This window comes from Streptomyces sp. 1331.2 (assembly GCF_900199205.1).
Lineage (GTDB): Bacteria > Actinomycetota > Actinomycetes > Streptomycetales > Streptomycetaceae > Kitasatospora.
In genome coordinates, this window is the sequence record NZ_OBMJ01000001.1 from 6,053,200 (window position 1) to 6,066,616 (window position 13,417).

At 72.5% G+C, this 13,417-nt stretch carries 14 protein-coding genes; 12 read left to right on the plus strand and 2 right to left on the minus strand.

Going from position 1 to position 13,417, the window contains the following annotated elements; genetic code table 11:
- Positions 1-10 precede the first annotated feature (10 nt).
- Complete coding sequence (locus CRP52_RS26275) at positions 11-385, minus strand: RNA-binding S4 domain-containing protein (RefSeq protein WP_097238648.1); 375 nt, start codon at positions 383-385, stop codon at positions 11-13.
- Positions 386-476: 91 nt separating this feature from the next.
- Positions 477-881, minus strand: a complete 405-nt coding sequence (locus CRP52_RS26280) for a VOC family protein (protein ID WP_097238649.1) — start codon at positions 879-881, stop codon at positions 477-479.
- A 96-nt stretch (positions 882-977) separates the two neighbouring features.
- On the opposite strand from CRP52_RS26280, the gene CRP52_RS26285 reads away from it, so the two are divergent.
- From CRP52_RS26285 to CRP52_RS26340, 12 genes are all read left to right on the plus strand, one after another.
- Entirely contained in the window at positions 978-2,192 is a 1,215-nt protein-coding gene (locus tag CRP52_RS26285) for a methyltransferase (RefSeq protein WP_097238650.1), read from the plus strand.
- Between the two features lie 169 nt (positions 2,193-2,361).
- Positions 2,362-3,390, plus strand: a complete 1,029-nt coding sequence (gene argC, locus CRP52_RS26290; RefSeq protein WP_097238651.1) for an N-acetyl-gamma-glutamyl-phosphate reductase — start codon at positions 2,362-2,364, stop codon at positions 3,388-3,390.
- Entirely contained in the window at positions 3,387-4,559 is a 1,173-nt protein-coding gene (argJ, locus tag CRP52_RS26295; protein ID WP_097238652.1) for a bifunctional glutamate N-acetyltransferase/amino-acid acetyltransferase ArgJ, read from the plus strand. The genes argC and argJ overlap by 4 nt, the downstream gene beginning before the upstream one ends.
- 240 nt (positions 4,560-4,799) lie before the next feature.
- Positions 4,800-5,675, plus strand: coding sequence for an acetylglutamate kinase (gene argB / locus CRP52_RS26300; RefSeq protein ID WP_097240358.1), 876 nt, complete (start codon positions 4,800-4,802; stop codon positions 5,673-5,675).
- Positions 5,672-6,877 (plus strand): acetylornithine transaminase, encoded by a 1,206-nt coding sequence (locus CRP52_RS26305; RefSeq protein ID WP_097238653.1) that lies wholly within the window; start codon positions 5,672-5,674, stop codon positions 6,875-6,877. Before argB ends, CRP52_RS26305 begins: the two co-directional genes overlap by 4 nt.
- Before the next feature lie 23 nt (positions 6,878-6,900).
- Positions 6,901-7,449, plus strand: a complete 549-nt coding sequence (locus tag CRP52_RS26310; protein ID WP_049652068.1) for an arginine repressor — start codon at positions 6,901-6,903, stop codon at positions 7,447-7,449.
- Between the two features lie 171 nt (positions 7,450-7,620).
- Positions 7,621-9,045, plus strand: coding sequence for an argininosuccinate lyase (gene argH / locus CRP52_RS26315; protein ID WP_097238654.1), 1,425 nt, complete (start codon positions 7,621-7,623; stop codon positions 9,043-9,045).
- Between the two features lie 107 nt (positions 9,046-9,152).
- Complete coding sequence (locus tag CRP52_RS26320; protein WP_097238655.1) at positions 9,153-9,410, plus strand: sigma-70 family RNA polymerase sigma factor; 258 nt, start codon at positions 9,153-9,155, stop codon at positions 9,408-9,410.
- A gap of 227 nt (positions 9,411-9,637) precedes the next feature.
- Positions 9,638-10,153, plus strand: coding sequence for a GNAT family N-acetyltransferase (locus tag CRP52_RS26325; protein ID WP_097238656.1), 516 nt, complete (start codon positions 9,638-9,640; stop codon positions 10,151-10,153).
- 558 nt (positions 10,154-10,711) lie between these two features.
- Positions 10,712-11,737 (plus strand): methionine ABC transporter ATP-binding protein, encoded by a 1,026-nt coding sequence (locus CRP52_RS26330; RefSeq protein WP_097238657.1) that lies wholly within the window; start codon positions 10,712-10,714, stop codon positions 11,735-11,737.
- The gene (locus tag CRP52_RS26335) at positions 11,734-12,462 is read left to right on the plus strand and encodes a methionine ABC transporter permease (RefSeq protein WP_097238658.1); all 729 of its coding nucleotides are present in this window, start codon (positions 11,734-11,736) and stop codon (positions 12,460-12,462) included. The genes CRP52_RS26330 and CRP52_RS26335 overlap by 4 nt, the downstream gene beginning before the upstream one ends.
- A 57-nt stretch (positions 12,463-12,519) precedes the next feature.
- Entirely contained in the window at positions 12,520-13,344 is an 825-nt protein-coding gene (locus CRP52_RS26340) for a MetQ/NlpA family ABC transporter substrate-binding protein (RefSeq protein ID WP_097238659.1), read from the plus strand.
- Positions 13,345-13,417 lie beyond the last annotated feature (73 nt).

Sequence of the window (13,417 nt, forward strand, 5' to 3'; positions counted from 1 at the left end):
CGGGGGAGCGTCAGTGCCCGCGCAGCTGGTCCAGGTCGCGGCGCTCCCGCTTGGTGGGGCGTCCCGTCCCGCGGTCCCGCTGCCCGGCCGCTGCGACGAACTCGCGCGGCGGCCGCGGCGGGCTGTTGTCGACCACGCACTCCGCCGCGGCCGCGGCGCCGACGCGCTTGCGGATCAGCTGCCGTACGACCACGACCCGCTCGTACCCCTCCTCGCGGACCCGCACTTCGTCCCCGGGCTTCAGCGCCTGGGCCGGCTTGGCCCGTTCGCCGTTCACCCGGACGTGCCCGGCCCGGCAGGCGGCCGCCGCCAGCGCCCGCGTCTTGACCAGCCGGACCGACCAGATCCAGCTGTCCACCCGCACGCTTCCCTCGTGTTCAGCCATCCTCGGAGCCTACCCAAGGGCCCGGACGGAAGCCGGAGGCCTGGGCCCGAGCCCACGGCGGAGCCCCGTGCCCGGCGCCCACGCCGGAGGCCTACGCCGCGGCCGGCGCCTCCTGGACGGCCCAGCCGTTGCCGTCCGGGTCGTTGAAGAAGACGAAGTTGTTCCACGCCTCGCCGTGGCCGTCGACCCGGGTTCCCGCCACGAAGTGCTGGATGGGGCTGACCTGCACGCCCCGCGCGGCGAGTTCGGCGTGCGCCTTCTCGATGTCGGCCACCACCAGCTGGAGCCCCTTGACCGAGCCGGGCGGCGAGTCGATCACGCCCTTGCCGACCACGATCGAGCAGCGCGATCCGGGAGGAGTCAGCTGGACCACCCGGAGTCCGTCCCGCAGCCGGGTGTCGTGGTCGACCGTGAAGCCGGCCTGCTCCTCGTAGAAGAGCTTCGCGCGGTCCACGTCGGACACCGGGACCACCACGACTTCGAGCTTCCAGTCCATCGCCCTCACCCCTCTCGGTCGGGCACTTCCAGTATCCGTCCGGCGGCTTCCATCCAAAACTGTTCCCCGGAGCCCGTCCGATAGCCTGAGAACACGATGAATCCGCAGACCACGCCCGCCGCGGCGCCGCCCGCCGCGACCCCGTTCGCCACCCCGTGGGGCACCTTCGACCTCACCCGCTTCCCCGAGGACCCGCGCGAGCGGCTGCGGGCCTGGGACGCCGCCGACGAGTACCTGCTGCGCCACCTCGCGGGCGAGACGGACAGCGCGGCCGGCGCCGCCACCGAGCTGGCCGGCCGCCGGATCGCCGTCCTCGGCGACCGCTGGGGCGCACTGACCACCGCGCTCGCCGAGCACCGGCCGCTCCAGATCAGCGACTCCCACCTCGGCCGGAAGGCCACCGCGGCCAACCTGGCCCGGGCCGGCGCCGCCGTCGACGAGGCCCGGCTGCTCACCACCCGGGACAGCCCGCCGGAGCGGATCGACGTCCTGCTGGTGCGCGTCCCGAAGAGCCTGGCCCTGCTGGAGGACCAGCTGCACCGGCTCGCCCCCGCCGTCCACGAGGGCACCGTGGTGGTGGGCTCCGGCATGGTGACCGAGATCCACACCTCCACGCTCCGGCTCTTCGAGCGGATCCTCGGTCCGACCCGCACCTCGCTGGCCGTCCGCAAGGCCCGGCTGATCCTCTGTACACCGGACCCGGCGCTCGCCCCCGGTCCCAGCCCGTGGCCGCACCGCTACGCGCTGCCGTCGGGCATCGGCCCCGCCTCCGGCCGTACGGTCGTCAACCACGCCGGGACGTTCTGCGCCGAGCGGCTCGACATCGGCACCCGGTTCCTCCTCGCCCACCTGCCGACCCCCGCCCCCGGCGACCGGGTGGTGGACCTGGGCTGCGGCAACGGTGTGGTCGGGACGGCCGCCGCGCTGGCCGGGCCGGGCGCGGAGCTGCTGTTCGTGGACGAGTCGCACCAGGCGGTGGCCTCCGCCGAGGAGACCTTCCGCACCAACCTGGGCCCCGACGCCCGGGCCGAGTTCCTGGCCGCCGACGCGCTCGCGGCGGACGTGATCGCCCCGGGCTCGGTGGACCTGGTGCTCAACAACCCGCCGTTCCACTCCCATCAGGCCACCACCGACGCCACCGCCTGGCGGATGTTCACCGGATCGAAGCGGGCGCTGCGGCCCGGCGGTGAACTCTGGGTGGTCGGCAACCGCCACCTCGGGTACCACGTCAAGCTGCGCCGCCTCTTCGGCAACTGCCAACTCGTGGCCGGGAACCCCAAGTTCGTGGTGCTGCGCGCCGTCAAGCGCTGAGTGCCGGGCGCCGCCGGGCGCCGAGTGCCGAGCAGCGTGTGGGGCGCCGGGTGCCGCGCGCCGTCAAGCGCCGACCGGGGGTTCACCCCCGGGTCGGGGCTTCCGCGCATACTCCTTGCATGGATTTTCCCTCACGCGTATATTCATGCCACGACAAAGGAGGAACGCCATGGCATTGCGAGTCGCCGTCGCCGGCGCGAGCGGATACGCGGGCGGCGAGGTGCTGCGCCTGCTGCTCGGCCACCCCGAGGTGGAGATCGGAGCGCTGACCGGCGGCTCGAACGCGGGCACCAGGCTGGGCGCACTGCAGCCGCACCTGATCCCGCTCGCCGACCGCGTGCTCGAACCCACCACCCCCGAGGTGCTGGCCGACCACGACGTGGTGTTCCTGGCGCTCCCGCACGGCCAGTCCGCCGCCGTCGCCGAAGCCCTCGGCGAGAACGTCCTGGTGGTCGACTGCGGCGCCGACTTCCGGCTCAGGGCCGCCGCTGACTGGGAGCAGTTCTACGGCTCCGCGCACGCCGGCACCTGGCCCTACGGCCTGCCCGAACTCCCCGGCCACCGCGCCGCGTTGAAGGGCAGCAACCGGATCGCCGTACCCGGCTGCTACCCGACCGCGGTCTCCCTGGCGCTGTTCCCCGCCTACGCGGCCGGTCTCGCCGAGCCGGAGGCCGTCGTGGTCGCCGCCTCCGGCACCTCCGGCGCCGGCAAGGCCGCCAAGCCGCACCTGCTGGGCAGCGAGGTGATGGGCAGCGTCAGCCCGTACGGCGTCGGCGGCGTCCACCGGCACACCCCGGAGATGGTGCAGAACCTCACCCCGCTCGCGGGCGAGCCGGTCACCGTCTCCTTCACCCCCACCCTCGTCCCGATGCCGCGCGGCATCCTCGCCACCTGCTCGGCCAAGGCCCGGCCCGGGGTGAGCGCCGAGAGCCTGCGCGCCGCCTACGCCGAGGCGTTCGCGGACGAGCCCTTCGTCCACCTGCTGCCCGAGGGGCAGTGGCCGCAGACCAGCAGCGTCTACGGCGCCAACACCGCCCTGGTCCAGGTCGCCCTGGACGCCACCGCCGGGCGGATCATCGCGATCAGCGCGATCGACAACCTCGTCAAGGGCACCGCCGGCGGCGCGGTGCAGAGCATGAACATCGCCCTGGGCCTGCCCGAGGAGCTGGGCCTTCCCGTGAACGGAGTCGCACCGTGACCAGTCCCGACAACCTCGGAGTCACCGCCGCCAAGGGCTTCCGGGCCGCCGGCGTGACCGCGGGCATCAAGGCCTCCGGCACCCCCGACCTCGCCCTGGTGGTCAACGACGGCCCCTCGCTCGCCGCCGCCGGCGTCTTCACCGCGAACCGGGTCAAGGCCGCGCCCGTGCTCTGGTCCGAGCAGGTCCTCAAGGGCGGCCAGGTCTCCGCCGTCGTCCTCAACTCCGGTGGCGCCAACGCCTGCACCGGCCCGCTCGGCTTCCAGGACACCCACGCCACCGCCGAGAAGGTCGCCGCGGAGCTGGAGCTCAACGCCGGCGAGGTCGCCGTGGCCTCCACCGGCCTGATCGGCCAGCGGCTGCCGATGGACGTCCTGCTGCCCGGCGTCACCCTGGCCGTCGGGGAGCTCAGCGAGACCGGCGGCGAGGCCGCCGCGATCGCCATCAAGACCACCGACACCGTGCACAAGACCGCCCAGGTCACCAGCCCGGCCGGCTGGACGGTCGGCGGCATGGCCAAGGGCGCGGGCATGCTCGCCCCGAGCCTCGCCACCATGCTGGTCGTGCTCACCACCGACGCCGCCGTGGACAGCGCCGGCCTGGACGACGCGCTGCGCGGCGCCACCCGCACCACCTTCGACCGGATCGACTCCGACGGCTGCATGTCGACCAACGACACCGTGCTGCTGCTCGCCTCCGGCGCCACCGGTCTCACCCCGGACCCGGCCGAGTTCGCCGAGGCCGTCCGCACGGTCAGCGCCGACCTGGCCCGCCAGCTGATCGGCGACGCCGAAGGCGCCAGCAAGGACATCCGGATCGACGTCACCGGCGCCGCCACCGAGGACGAGGCCGTCGACGTCGCCCGGACGATCAGCCGCAACAACCTGCTCAAGTGCGCCATCCACGGCGAGGACCCCAACTGGGGCCGGGTGCTGGCCGCGATCGGCACCACCACCGCCGCCTTCGACCCGAACCGGCTGGACGTCGCCATCAACGGCGTCTGGGTCTGCCGGGACGGCGGCGTGGCCGAGGACCGCGACCTGGTGGACATGAAGGGCCGCGAGGTCGTCATCACCGCGAACCTCAACGCCGGTACGGCGAGCGCCTCGCTGTGGACCAACGACCTCACCGCCGACTACGTTCACGAGAACAGCGCCTACTCGACCTGATCCGCGTCACTTCGTCCGCGGCATCCTGAGCCGCGACAGGCCGGCTGCGACCAACCGGCCGCGACCAACCGGCCGCGACCAACCGGCCGCAACCAACCGGTCACGACAGGCCGGCTGCGGCACCCGGTCCGCGACTTCCTCCCCCAGCCTCCGGCCGGGGGACCCCATCGACGAGGGAACCCCGTGCAGATCGCACCCAAGGGCGAACAGGCCCGCAACAACACCGCGTTGCCCAAGGCCATGACGCTGATCGAGGCGCTGCCGTGGCTGGAGCGCTTCCACGGCAAGACCGTCGTGATCAAGTTCGGCGGCAACGCCATGGTGGACGACAGCCTCAAGTCGGCCTTCGCCCAGGACGTCGTCTTCCTGCGCTACGCAGGCCTCCACCCGGTCGTGGTGCACGGCGGCGGCCCGCAGATCAGCGCCCAGCTGGACAAGCTCGGCCTGGAGTCCAACTTCACCAACGGGCTGCGGGTGACCACCCCCGAGACCATGGACGTGGTCCGGATGGTGCTGGCCGGCCAGGTGCAGCGCGAGCTGGTCGGCCTGCTCAACGAGCACGGCCCGTTCGCCGTCGGCATGACCGGCGAGGACGCGCACACCATGACGGCCGTCAAGCGCTACGCGGTCGTCGACGGCGAGCAGGTGGACATCGGCCTGGTCGGGGACATCGTCAACATCGAGGCCGGCGCGGTGAAGGCGCTGATCGCCGACGGCCGGATCCCGGTCATCTCCTCGATCGCGCGCGGCGCCGACGGCCACGTCTACAACATCAACGCCGACACCGCGGCCTCCGCGCTGGCGGTCGCGCTCGGCGCCGAGATGCTCGTCGTCCTCACCGACGTCGAGGGCCTCTACAAGGACTGGCCGCACTCCGACGACGTGATCAGCCAGCTCAACGCGAGCGAACTGGAGGAGCTGCTGCCCGAGCTGGCCAGCGGCATGCTCCCCAAGATGGAGGGCTGCCTGCGCGCCGTCCGCTCCGGCGTGGGCACCGCCCGCGTGCTGGACGGTCGGGTGCAGCACAGCCTGCTGCTGGAGATCTTCACCGACGAGGGCATCGGCACGATGGTCGTGCCGGACGACGAACCGACCGTGACCGGGGGACTGGCATGACGCACAACGAGCAGCTCACCGGCCGGTGGCAGCACACCTTCACCGACAACTACGGCACCCCGCGGATCCCGCTGGTGCGCGGCGCGGGCAGCAAGCTCTGGGACGCCGACGGCAAGGAGTACACCGACCTGCTCGGCGGCATCGCCGTCAACGCCCTGGGCACCGCCCACCCGGCCGTCGTCGAGGCGGTGAGCCGGCAGATCGCCACCCTCGGCCACGTCTCCAACCTCTTCATGGCCGAGCCCACCATCGCCCTCGCCGAGCGGCTGCTGGCGCTGGACGGCCGGGAGGACGGCCGGGTGTTCTTCTGCAACTCCGGCGCGGAGGCCAACGAGGCCGCGTTCAAGATCAGCCGGCGGACCGGCCGCACCCACCTGGTCGCCCTCCAGGGCGCCTTCCACGGCCGGACCATGGGCGCGCTCGCGCTCACCGGCCAGCCCGCCAAGCAGGACCCGTTCCGCCCGCTGCCCGGTGACGTCACCCACGTCCCGTTCGGCGACGTCGAGGCGCTGCGCGCGGCCGTCACCACCGAGACCGCCGCCGTCTTCCTGGAGCCGATCCAGGGCGAGAACGGCGCGATCCCGCTGCCGGACGGCTACCTCAGGGCGGCCCGCGAGATCACCCGGGCCACCGGCACCCTGCTGGTCCTGGACGAGATCCAGACCGGCGTCGGCCGCACCGGCCACTGGTACGCCCACCAGGCGTTCGAGGGCGTCGAGCCGGACGTCGTCACCCTCGCCAAGGCGCTCGGCGGCGGTCTGCCGATGGGCGCCGTGCTCGCCTTCGGCGAGGCCGCCGACCTGCTCACCCCGGGCCAGCACGGCACCACCTTCGGCGGCAACCCGGTGGCCGCCGCGGCCGGGCTCGCGGTGCTGGACACCATCGAGTCCGAGGGCGTGCTGGAGCACGTCCGCAAGCTCGGCGAGCGGCTGCGCCAGGGCGTCGAGGCGATCGGCGACCCGCTGGTCTCGCACGTGCGCGGGGCCGGACTGCTGCTCGGCATCGTGCTCACCGAGCCGGTCTCGGCCGCGATCCAGGCTGCGGCCCAGGACGCGGGCTTCCTGGTCAACGCGGCCGTCCCGGACGCCGTCCGGCTGGCTCCGCCGCTGGTGCTGACCGAGCAGGAGGCGGACGCCTTCCTCGCGGCACTGCCGGGCATCCTCCGGACGGTGCGCGAGGGCGCCCCGGCCGATGCGAGTTGACGGTCGTCCGGGAGAATAATCACATGACCGCTTCCCACTCAGGCCCCTCCGCCGCCGGCCCGACGCCGCAGGTCCCGCAGACCCGCACGGCGCGCCACCGGCGGATCGTGGACCTGCTCACCCGCCAGCCCGTGCGTTCGCAGAGCCAGCTCGCCAAGCTGCTCGCCGACGACGGACTCGTGGTCACCCAGGCCACCCTCTCCCGGGACCTGGACGAGCTGGGCGCGGTCAAGATCCGCAACCGGGACGGCGCGCTGATCTACGCCGTCCCGGCCGAGGGCGGCGACCGCACGCCGCGCGCACCGATGGGGGAGTCGGCCAGCGAGGGCCGGATGGCCCGGCTGGCCGGCGAGCTCATGGTCTCCGCGACGGCCTCCGGCAACCTGGTGGTGCTGCGCACCCCGCCGGGCGCCGCCCAGTTCCTGGCCTCGGCGATCGACCAGGCCGAGGTGTTCGAGATCATCGGCACCATCGCCGGCGACGACACCGTCCTGCTGATCAGCCGCGACCCGGCCGGCGGCCAGGCGCTCGCCGACCACCTCATGCAACTCGCCCAGGCCAAGGCCCAGTAGCCCGCACCGGCAGTAGCACCCACGGGCAGCAGCCCGCACCACCGACAGCGTCCACCGAGCGCCGACCCCGTCCACCGGCCGGGGTTGGCGTTTCATGCACCCTCGTGCATACTTATGCCCAACGCCGTAAACCTGTACGCCTGCACGTCCCCTCGTAAGGAGCTCGACGCGATGACCGCCGACCAGTCCGCCGACGTCCGCCTCTGGGGCGCGCGCTTCGCCGACGGCCCCTCCGAGGCGCTGGCCAAGCTCTCCGCCTCGGTCCACTTCGACTGGCGCCTCGCGCCGTACGACATCGCCGGCTCCAAGGCCCACGCCCGGGTGCTGCACAAGGCGGGCCTGCTCTCCGACGACGAGCTCGCCGGCATGCTGGCCGGCCTGGACCAGCTGCTCGCCGACGTCGAGGCGGGCACCTTCACCGGCACCGTCGCCGACGAGGACGTCCACACCGCCCTGGAGCGCGGCCTGCTGGAGCGCCTCGGCCCCGACCTCGGCGGCAAGCTGCGGGCCGGGCGCTCGCGCAACGACCAGATCGCCACGCTCTTCCGGATGTACCTGCGGGACCACGCCAGGATCATCGGCGCCCTGCTGCTCGACCTCCAGCAGGCCCTGGTCGACCTCGCCGAGGCGCACCCGGACACCGCGATGCCCGGCCGCACCCACCTCCAGCACGCCCAGCCGGTGCTCTTCGCCCACCACGTCCTCGCGCACGTCCAGGCCCTCGGCCGGGACGCCGAGCGGCTGCGCCAGTGGGACGCCCGCACCGCCGTCTCCCCGTACGGCTCCGGGGCGCTGGCCGGCTCCTCGCTCGGCCTCGACCCGCAGGCCGTCGCCGCCGACCTCGGCTTCGAGGGCGGCTCGGTCGGCAACTCCATCGACGGCACGGCCTCGCGCGACTTCGTCGCCGAGTTCGCCTTCGTGACCGCGATGATCGGCATCAACCTCTCCCGGATCGCGGAGGAGGTGATCATCTGGAACACCAAGGAGTTCGGCTTCATCACGCTGCACGACGCCTTCTCCACCGGCTCCTCGATCATGCCGCAGAAGAAGAACCCGGACATCGCCGAGCTCGCCCGCGGCAAGTCCGGCCGCCTGATCGGCAACCTGACCGGCCTGCTCGCCACCCTCAAGGCGCTGCCGCTGGCCTACAACCGGGACCTCCAGGAGGACAAGGAGCCGGTCTTCGACTCCTGCGACACGCTGGAGGTGCTGCTGCCCGCGTTCACCGGGATGATGGCCACCCTCACCGTGCACCGGGAGCGGCTGGAGGAGCTGGCCCCGGCCGGCTTCTCGCTCGCCACCGACATCGCCGAGTGGCTGGTCAAGCAGGGTGTGCCGTTCCGGGTCGCGCACGAGGTGGCCGGGGCCTGCGTCAAGGTCTGCGAGGCGGAGGGCATCGAACTGTCCGACCTGACGGACGAGCAGTTCGCCGCGATTTCCGAACACCTGACCCCCGAGGTCCGGTCGGTGCTCAGCGTGCACGGCGCCATCGCCTCCCGCAACGGGCGCGGCGGCACCGCCCCCTCGGCCGTCGCGGGCCAGCTCGCCGAGGTGAAGGCGGGCCTGGCGCGGCAGCAGGAATGGGCCCGGGGCTGACCGGAGGTCGGCACGGATGGGGCGCGGCGGTCCGACCGGCGCGCCCCTCCGGCGTCCGCGCCCCGGCCCGGGCGTAACCGGCCCAGCCCCGGGCCGTCATGCACGATGTGTGCACCACACTTCCCGCCGCTCCCTCCGCCGAGGACGTCTACCTCGCCGAATGCCGCCGCCGCGCGGTCCGCGAGACCGTCGCCGCGCTGCCCGGCCGCTGCCCGGAGCTGATCGCCGCCCTCGCCGAGGACCCGCCGCCCACCTACCGCGAGCTCTCCGAACGCCTCGGCATGCCCCGCGGCTCCATCGGCCCCACCCGCTCCCGCTGCCTGGCCTGCCTGCGGACCCTGCTCCACGCGGAGCGCTATCCATGACCCCCGGGGCCGCGGCCCGGCCCCTCTTCCACCTCATCAGCCCCCTCCGCCCCCTCCGTCCCCGAGTGACCCTCGCCACGTCCGACCCTCCGAAGGTTGAGGGAAGCTGACACCCGGGTAGAGCGCTGGCGAACGCAGCTCTTGACGGTGACGCGATCGCTCGGATACTGAGCGTGAGCGCGCCACCCTCTGCGCGCCGGGCACGACGACTGGGGAGGCCCCTCCACATGGGCATGAGCGTGATCATCTCGGCCGCGGACGCCGACGATGCGGAGCAGATCCTCAAGCTCCAGTACCTCGGCTACCAACCCGAGGCCGAGCTGTACGGAGACTGGGCCCTGGAGCCCCTGACACAGAGCCTGGAGAGCCTGCGCGCCGAACTGGCCGAGCAGCACTTCCTGGTCGCCCGGCTGGGCGACGAGGTGGTCGGCACCGTCCGCGGCCGAATCGGTGCCGACGGCGTCGGCCGGATAGGGCGTCTGGTCGTCCACCCGCGGATGCAGCGTCACGGCCTCGGCGGCCGCCTCCTGGACGCGCTGGAGCGCCGCCTGGCCGAGGAGGGTCCGGTGAGCGCCTACCGCCTGCACACCGGCCACCGCAGCCTGGGCAACCTGCGCCTGTACGCCCGTCAGGGCTACCGGCAGACCCGGGTCGAGCAGGTCAGCAGCCGGCTCAGCTTCGTCCACCTGGAGAAGCCCGTCGCCACGCCGCTCGCCGGCACCCCGCTTGCCGCGACGGCCTGAGCCCGCCCGCCCCGCCGCCCGCACCACGCCCCTCGGCGCCGCCACCATCCGGACGATCCGGTGGCGGCGTCGAGCCGTATCCTCGCTGGTCAGGGCCACAGGTGTCCGCATTGCGGACAGCGGCGTCAAACAATTGGGCGTACTTCCGCCCATCTGTTTTACTGGCTCACATGACTGCGACGACGAACTGGACCCCCACCGGCACGCTGCCGGCAGGTGAGCGTGCCATGTGCCGTCGAATGTGTCACTGCTGAGGGCCATCGCCCCCGGCGCCCCCTGAGGTGCCTTCCCCTCGCGCCCCGAAGCGAGACTCCGGCGTCGCTCCCGCCCGTGCGAGCGCGCCCTTCCTCTCCGGACCCCTCCCCTTGCCGTGCCCGCCCACCCGCGGGCGCCGGTGACTCGTAAGGGCCACGCCGTCGCGCGGCCCGGCCGTCCAACGGTCACGATCAAGGGGTGGCAGGTCCGGATCCTCCTGGCGAAGCGCCGTAGGACACCGCCGACCGCAATCCGGTCGGCCGGTCGACCCACGCCGCCCGCCCCCGACCCACGGAAGCCGCTGTGATCACCACCACGGACCTCACGAAGGTCTACCGCTCCCGAGGCCGCGAGGTGACCGCCCTCGCCGGTGTCGACCTGCACGTCCGCCCGGGCGAGGTCTACGGAGTCGTCGGCACCAGCGGTGCCGGCAAGTCCACCCTCATCCGCTGCGTGAACATGCTGGAGCGTCCGACCTCCGGCACCGTCACCGTGGACGGGGTCGAGCTCACCGCGCTGTCCGGCGGCGAGAACCGGGCGGGACGGGAACTGCGCGAGGCGCGCCGCCGGATCGGCATGGTCTTCCAGCATTTCAACCTGCTGTCCTCGCGGACGGTGCAGCAGAACGTCGAGCTGCCGCTGGAGATCATCGGCCTGGACCGCACCCAGCGCCGCCGCAAGGCCGCCGAACTCCTGGACCTGGTCGGCCTGGGCGACAAGGCCCGCAGCTACCCCAACCAGCTCTCCGGCGGCCAGAAGCAGCGCGTCGGCATCGCCCGCGCCCTGGCCGGCGACCCCAAGGTGCTGCTCTCCGACGAGGCCACCTCGGCGCTCGACCCGGAGACCACCCGCTCGATCCTCAAGCTGCTGCGCGACCTCAACCAGCAGCTCGGCCTCACCGTCCTGCTGATCACCCACGAGATGGACGTCATCAAGTCCGTCTGCGACTCCGCCGCCCTGATGCGCGGTGGCCGGGTGGTCGAGTCCGGCGAGCTCACCGAGCTGCTTGCCGAGCCCGGCTCCGAGCTGGCCCGCGAGCTGTTCCCGCTCAGCGAGTTCGGTACCGGCCACCCCGGCTCCACCGTGCTGGAGATCACCTTCCAGGGCGACACCTCGGCCCAGCCGTTCGTCTCCCAGCTGGCCCGCACCTACCAGATCGACATCAACATCCTCGGCGCCGCGGTGGAGACCATCGCCGGCCGGATGGTCGGTCGGATGCGGGTCGAGCTGTCCGGCGGCCACCAGGACAACGTGGTGCCGATCGGCTACCTGCGCGAGCAGGGCCTGCAGGTGGACGTGATCGGCGCGGCGAACGGAGCGGTGGCATGACCTGGGACCAGATGTGGGCCCTGATGGGGCCGGCCACGCAGGAGACCTTCCAGATGGTCGGCGTGTCCGCGTTCGTCACCGTGCTGCTCGGCCTGCCGCTGGGCGTCCTGCTGGTGCTCACCGACAAGGGCGGCCTGCTGGCCAACCGCGCCGTCAACAAGGCCATCGGCTTCGTGGTGAACATCGCCCGCTCGGTGCCGTTCATCATCCTGATGATCGCCCTGATCTCCTTCACCCGCTGGCTGGTCGGCACCTCGATCGGCTGGCAGGCGGCGACCGTGCCGCTGACCATCGGCGCCATCCCGTTCTTCGCCCGCCTGGTCGAGACCTCCGTCCGCGAGGTCGACCGCGGCCTGGTCGAGGCGGTCCAGTCGATGGGCGGCAGCACCCGGACGATCGTCCGCAAGACCCTGCTGCCCGAGGCGCTGCCCGGCATCGTGGCCTCGATCACCACCACGGTCATCACGCTGGTCAGCTACTCCGCGATGGCCGGCACGGTCGGCGGCGGCGGCCTCGGCACCCTCGCCGTCAACTACGGCTACCAGCGCTTCGAGACGGCCTTCATGTGGGTCATCGTGGCCGAGCTGGTGATCATCGTCACCGCCGTCCAGCTGATCGGCGACTTCGCCGTCCGCAGCCTGGCCAACCGCGGCCGTTCCGGCGGCCGGACCCGCCTGCTGGGCCGCACCCCGACGACTCCCGACAAGGACCTCGTCGGCTCCTAGACCTCCCTCGTCCGACTCCGGACGCGGCTCCCCGAATCACGCAGAAAGGCACTTTTCGTGCGCACCGTTGTGAAGTTCACCAGTGTCCTCGCCACCGCCGGCCTCGCCTTCTCGCTGGCCGCCTGCAGCAGCTCCGGTTCGTCCTCCTCGGACCCGAACGCGCCGCTGAAGGTCGTGGCCAGCCCCACCCCGCACGGGCAGATCCTGAAGTTCGTCAAGGACAACCTCGCGGACAAGGCCGGCCTCAAGCTCGACATCAAGGAGGTCACCGACTACGTGACCCCCAACACGGCGGTGCAGGACGGTTCGGCCGACGCCAACTACTTCCAGCACGTGCCGTACCTGGAGGACTTCAACAAGAAGCACGGTACGACCATCGTCTCGGTCGAGCCCGTGCACCTGGAGCCGCTGGGCCTGTACTCCAAGAAGGTCAAGGCGATCACCGACCTGCCGGACGGCGCCACCATCGGCCTGCCCAACGACGCCACGAACGAGGGCCGGGCGCTCAAGCTGCTCGCCGACAACAAGCTGATCACCCTCAAGGACGGCGTCACCACCACCGCCACCCCGGCCGACGTGACGGGCAACCCGAAGAACCTCAAGTGGAAGGAGCTGGAGGCCGCCCAGCTGCCCCGCTCCGTCGCCGACCTCGACGCCGCCGTCATCAACGGCAACTACGCGCTCGACTCCGGTCTGAAGCCGGCCACCGACGCGCTGGTGCTGGAGAAGGCCGACGGCAACCCGTACGCCAACATCCTCGCCGTCAAGAAGGGCAAGGAGGACGACCCGCGGGTCAAGAAGCTCGCCGAGCTGCTGCACTCCGACGAGGTCAAGAAGTACATCAACGACACCTTCCAGGGCTCGGTCATCCCGGCCTTCTGATCCGCCGATCCGCCGTACCGCTCGGGCGTACCGCTCCCTCGCACCGCTCCGTCGTACCGCGATACGCCCCGAC

What these genes read in the sequence shown, in the direction of transcription:
- argH (WP_097238654.1), top strand. Translation starts at nt 7,621, where the DNA reads ATGACCGCCGACCAGTCCGCCGACGTCCGCCTCTGGGGCGCGCGCTTC.
- argC (WP_097238651.1), top strand. Translation starts at nt 2,362, where the DNA reads ATGGCATTGCGAGTCGCCGTCGCCGGCGCGAGCGGATACGCGGGCGGC.
- CRP52_RS26285 (WP_097238650.1), top strand. Translation starts at nt 978, where the DNA reads ATGAATCCGCAGACCACGCCCGCCGCGGCGCCGCCCGCCGCGACCCCG.
- CRP52_RS26275 (WP_097238648.1), bottom strand. Translation starts at nt 385, where the DNA reads ATGGCTGAACACGAGGGAAGCGTGCGGGTGGACAGCTGGATCTGGTCG.
- CRP52_RS26310 (WP_049652068.1), top strand. Translation starts at nt 6,901, where the DNA reads ATGACCGCTTCCCACTCAGGCCCCTCCGCCGCCGGCCCGACGCCGCAG.
- CRP52_RS26305 (WP_097238653.1), top strand. Translation starts at nt 5,672, where the DNA reads ATGACGCACAACGAGCAGCTCACCGGCCGGTGGCAGCACACCTTCACC.
- CRP52_RS26280 (WP_097238649.1), bottom strand. Translation starts at nt 881, where the DNA reads ATGGACTGGAAGCTCGAAGTCGTGGTGGTCCCGGTGTCCGACGTGGAC.
- CRP52_RS26325 (WP_097238656.1), top strand. Translation starts at nt 9,638, where the DNA reads ATGGGCATGAGCGTGATCATCTCGGCCGCGGACGCCGACGATGCGGAG.
- CRP52_RS26335 (WP_097238658.1), top strand. Translation starts at nt 11,734, where the DNA reads ATGACCTGGGACCAGATGTGGGCCCTGATGGGGCCGGCCACGCAGGAG.
- argB (WP_097240358.1), top strand. Translation starts at nt 4,800, where the DNA reads ATGACGCTGATCGAGGCGCTGCCGTGGCTGGAGCGCTTCCACGGCAAG.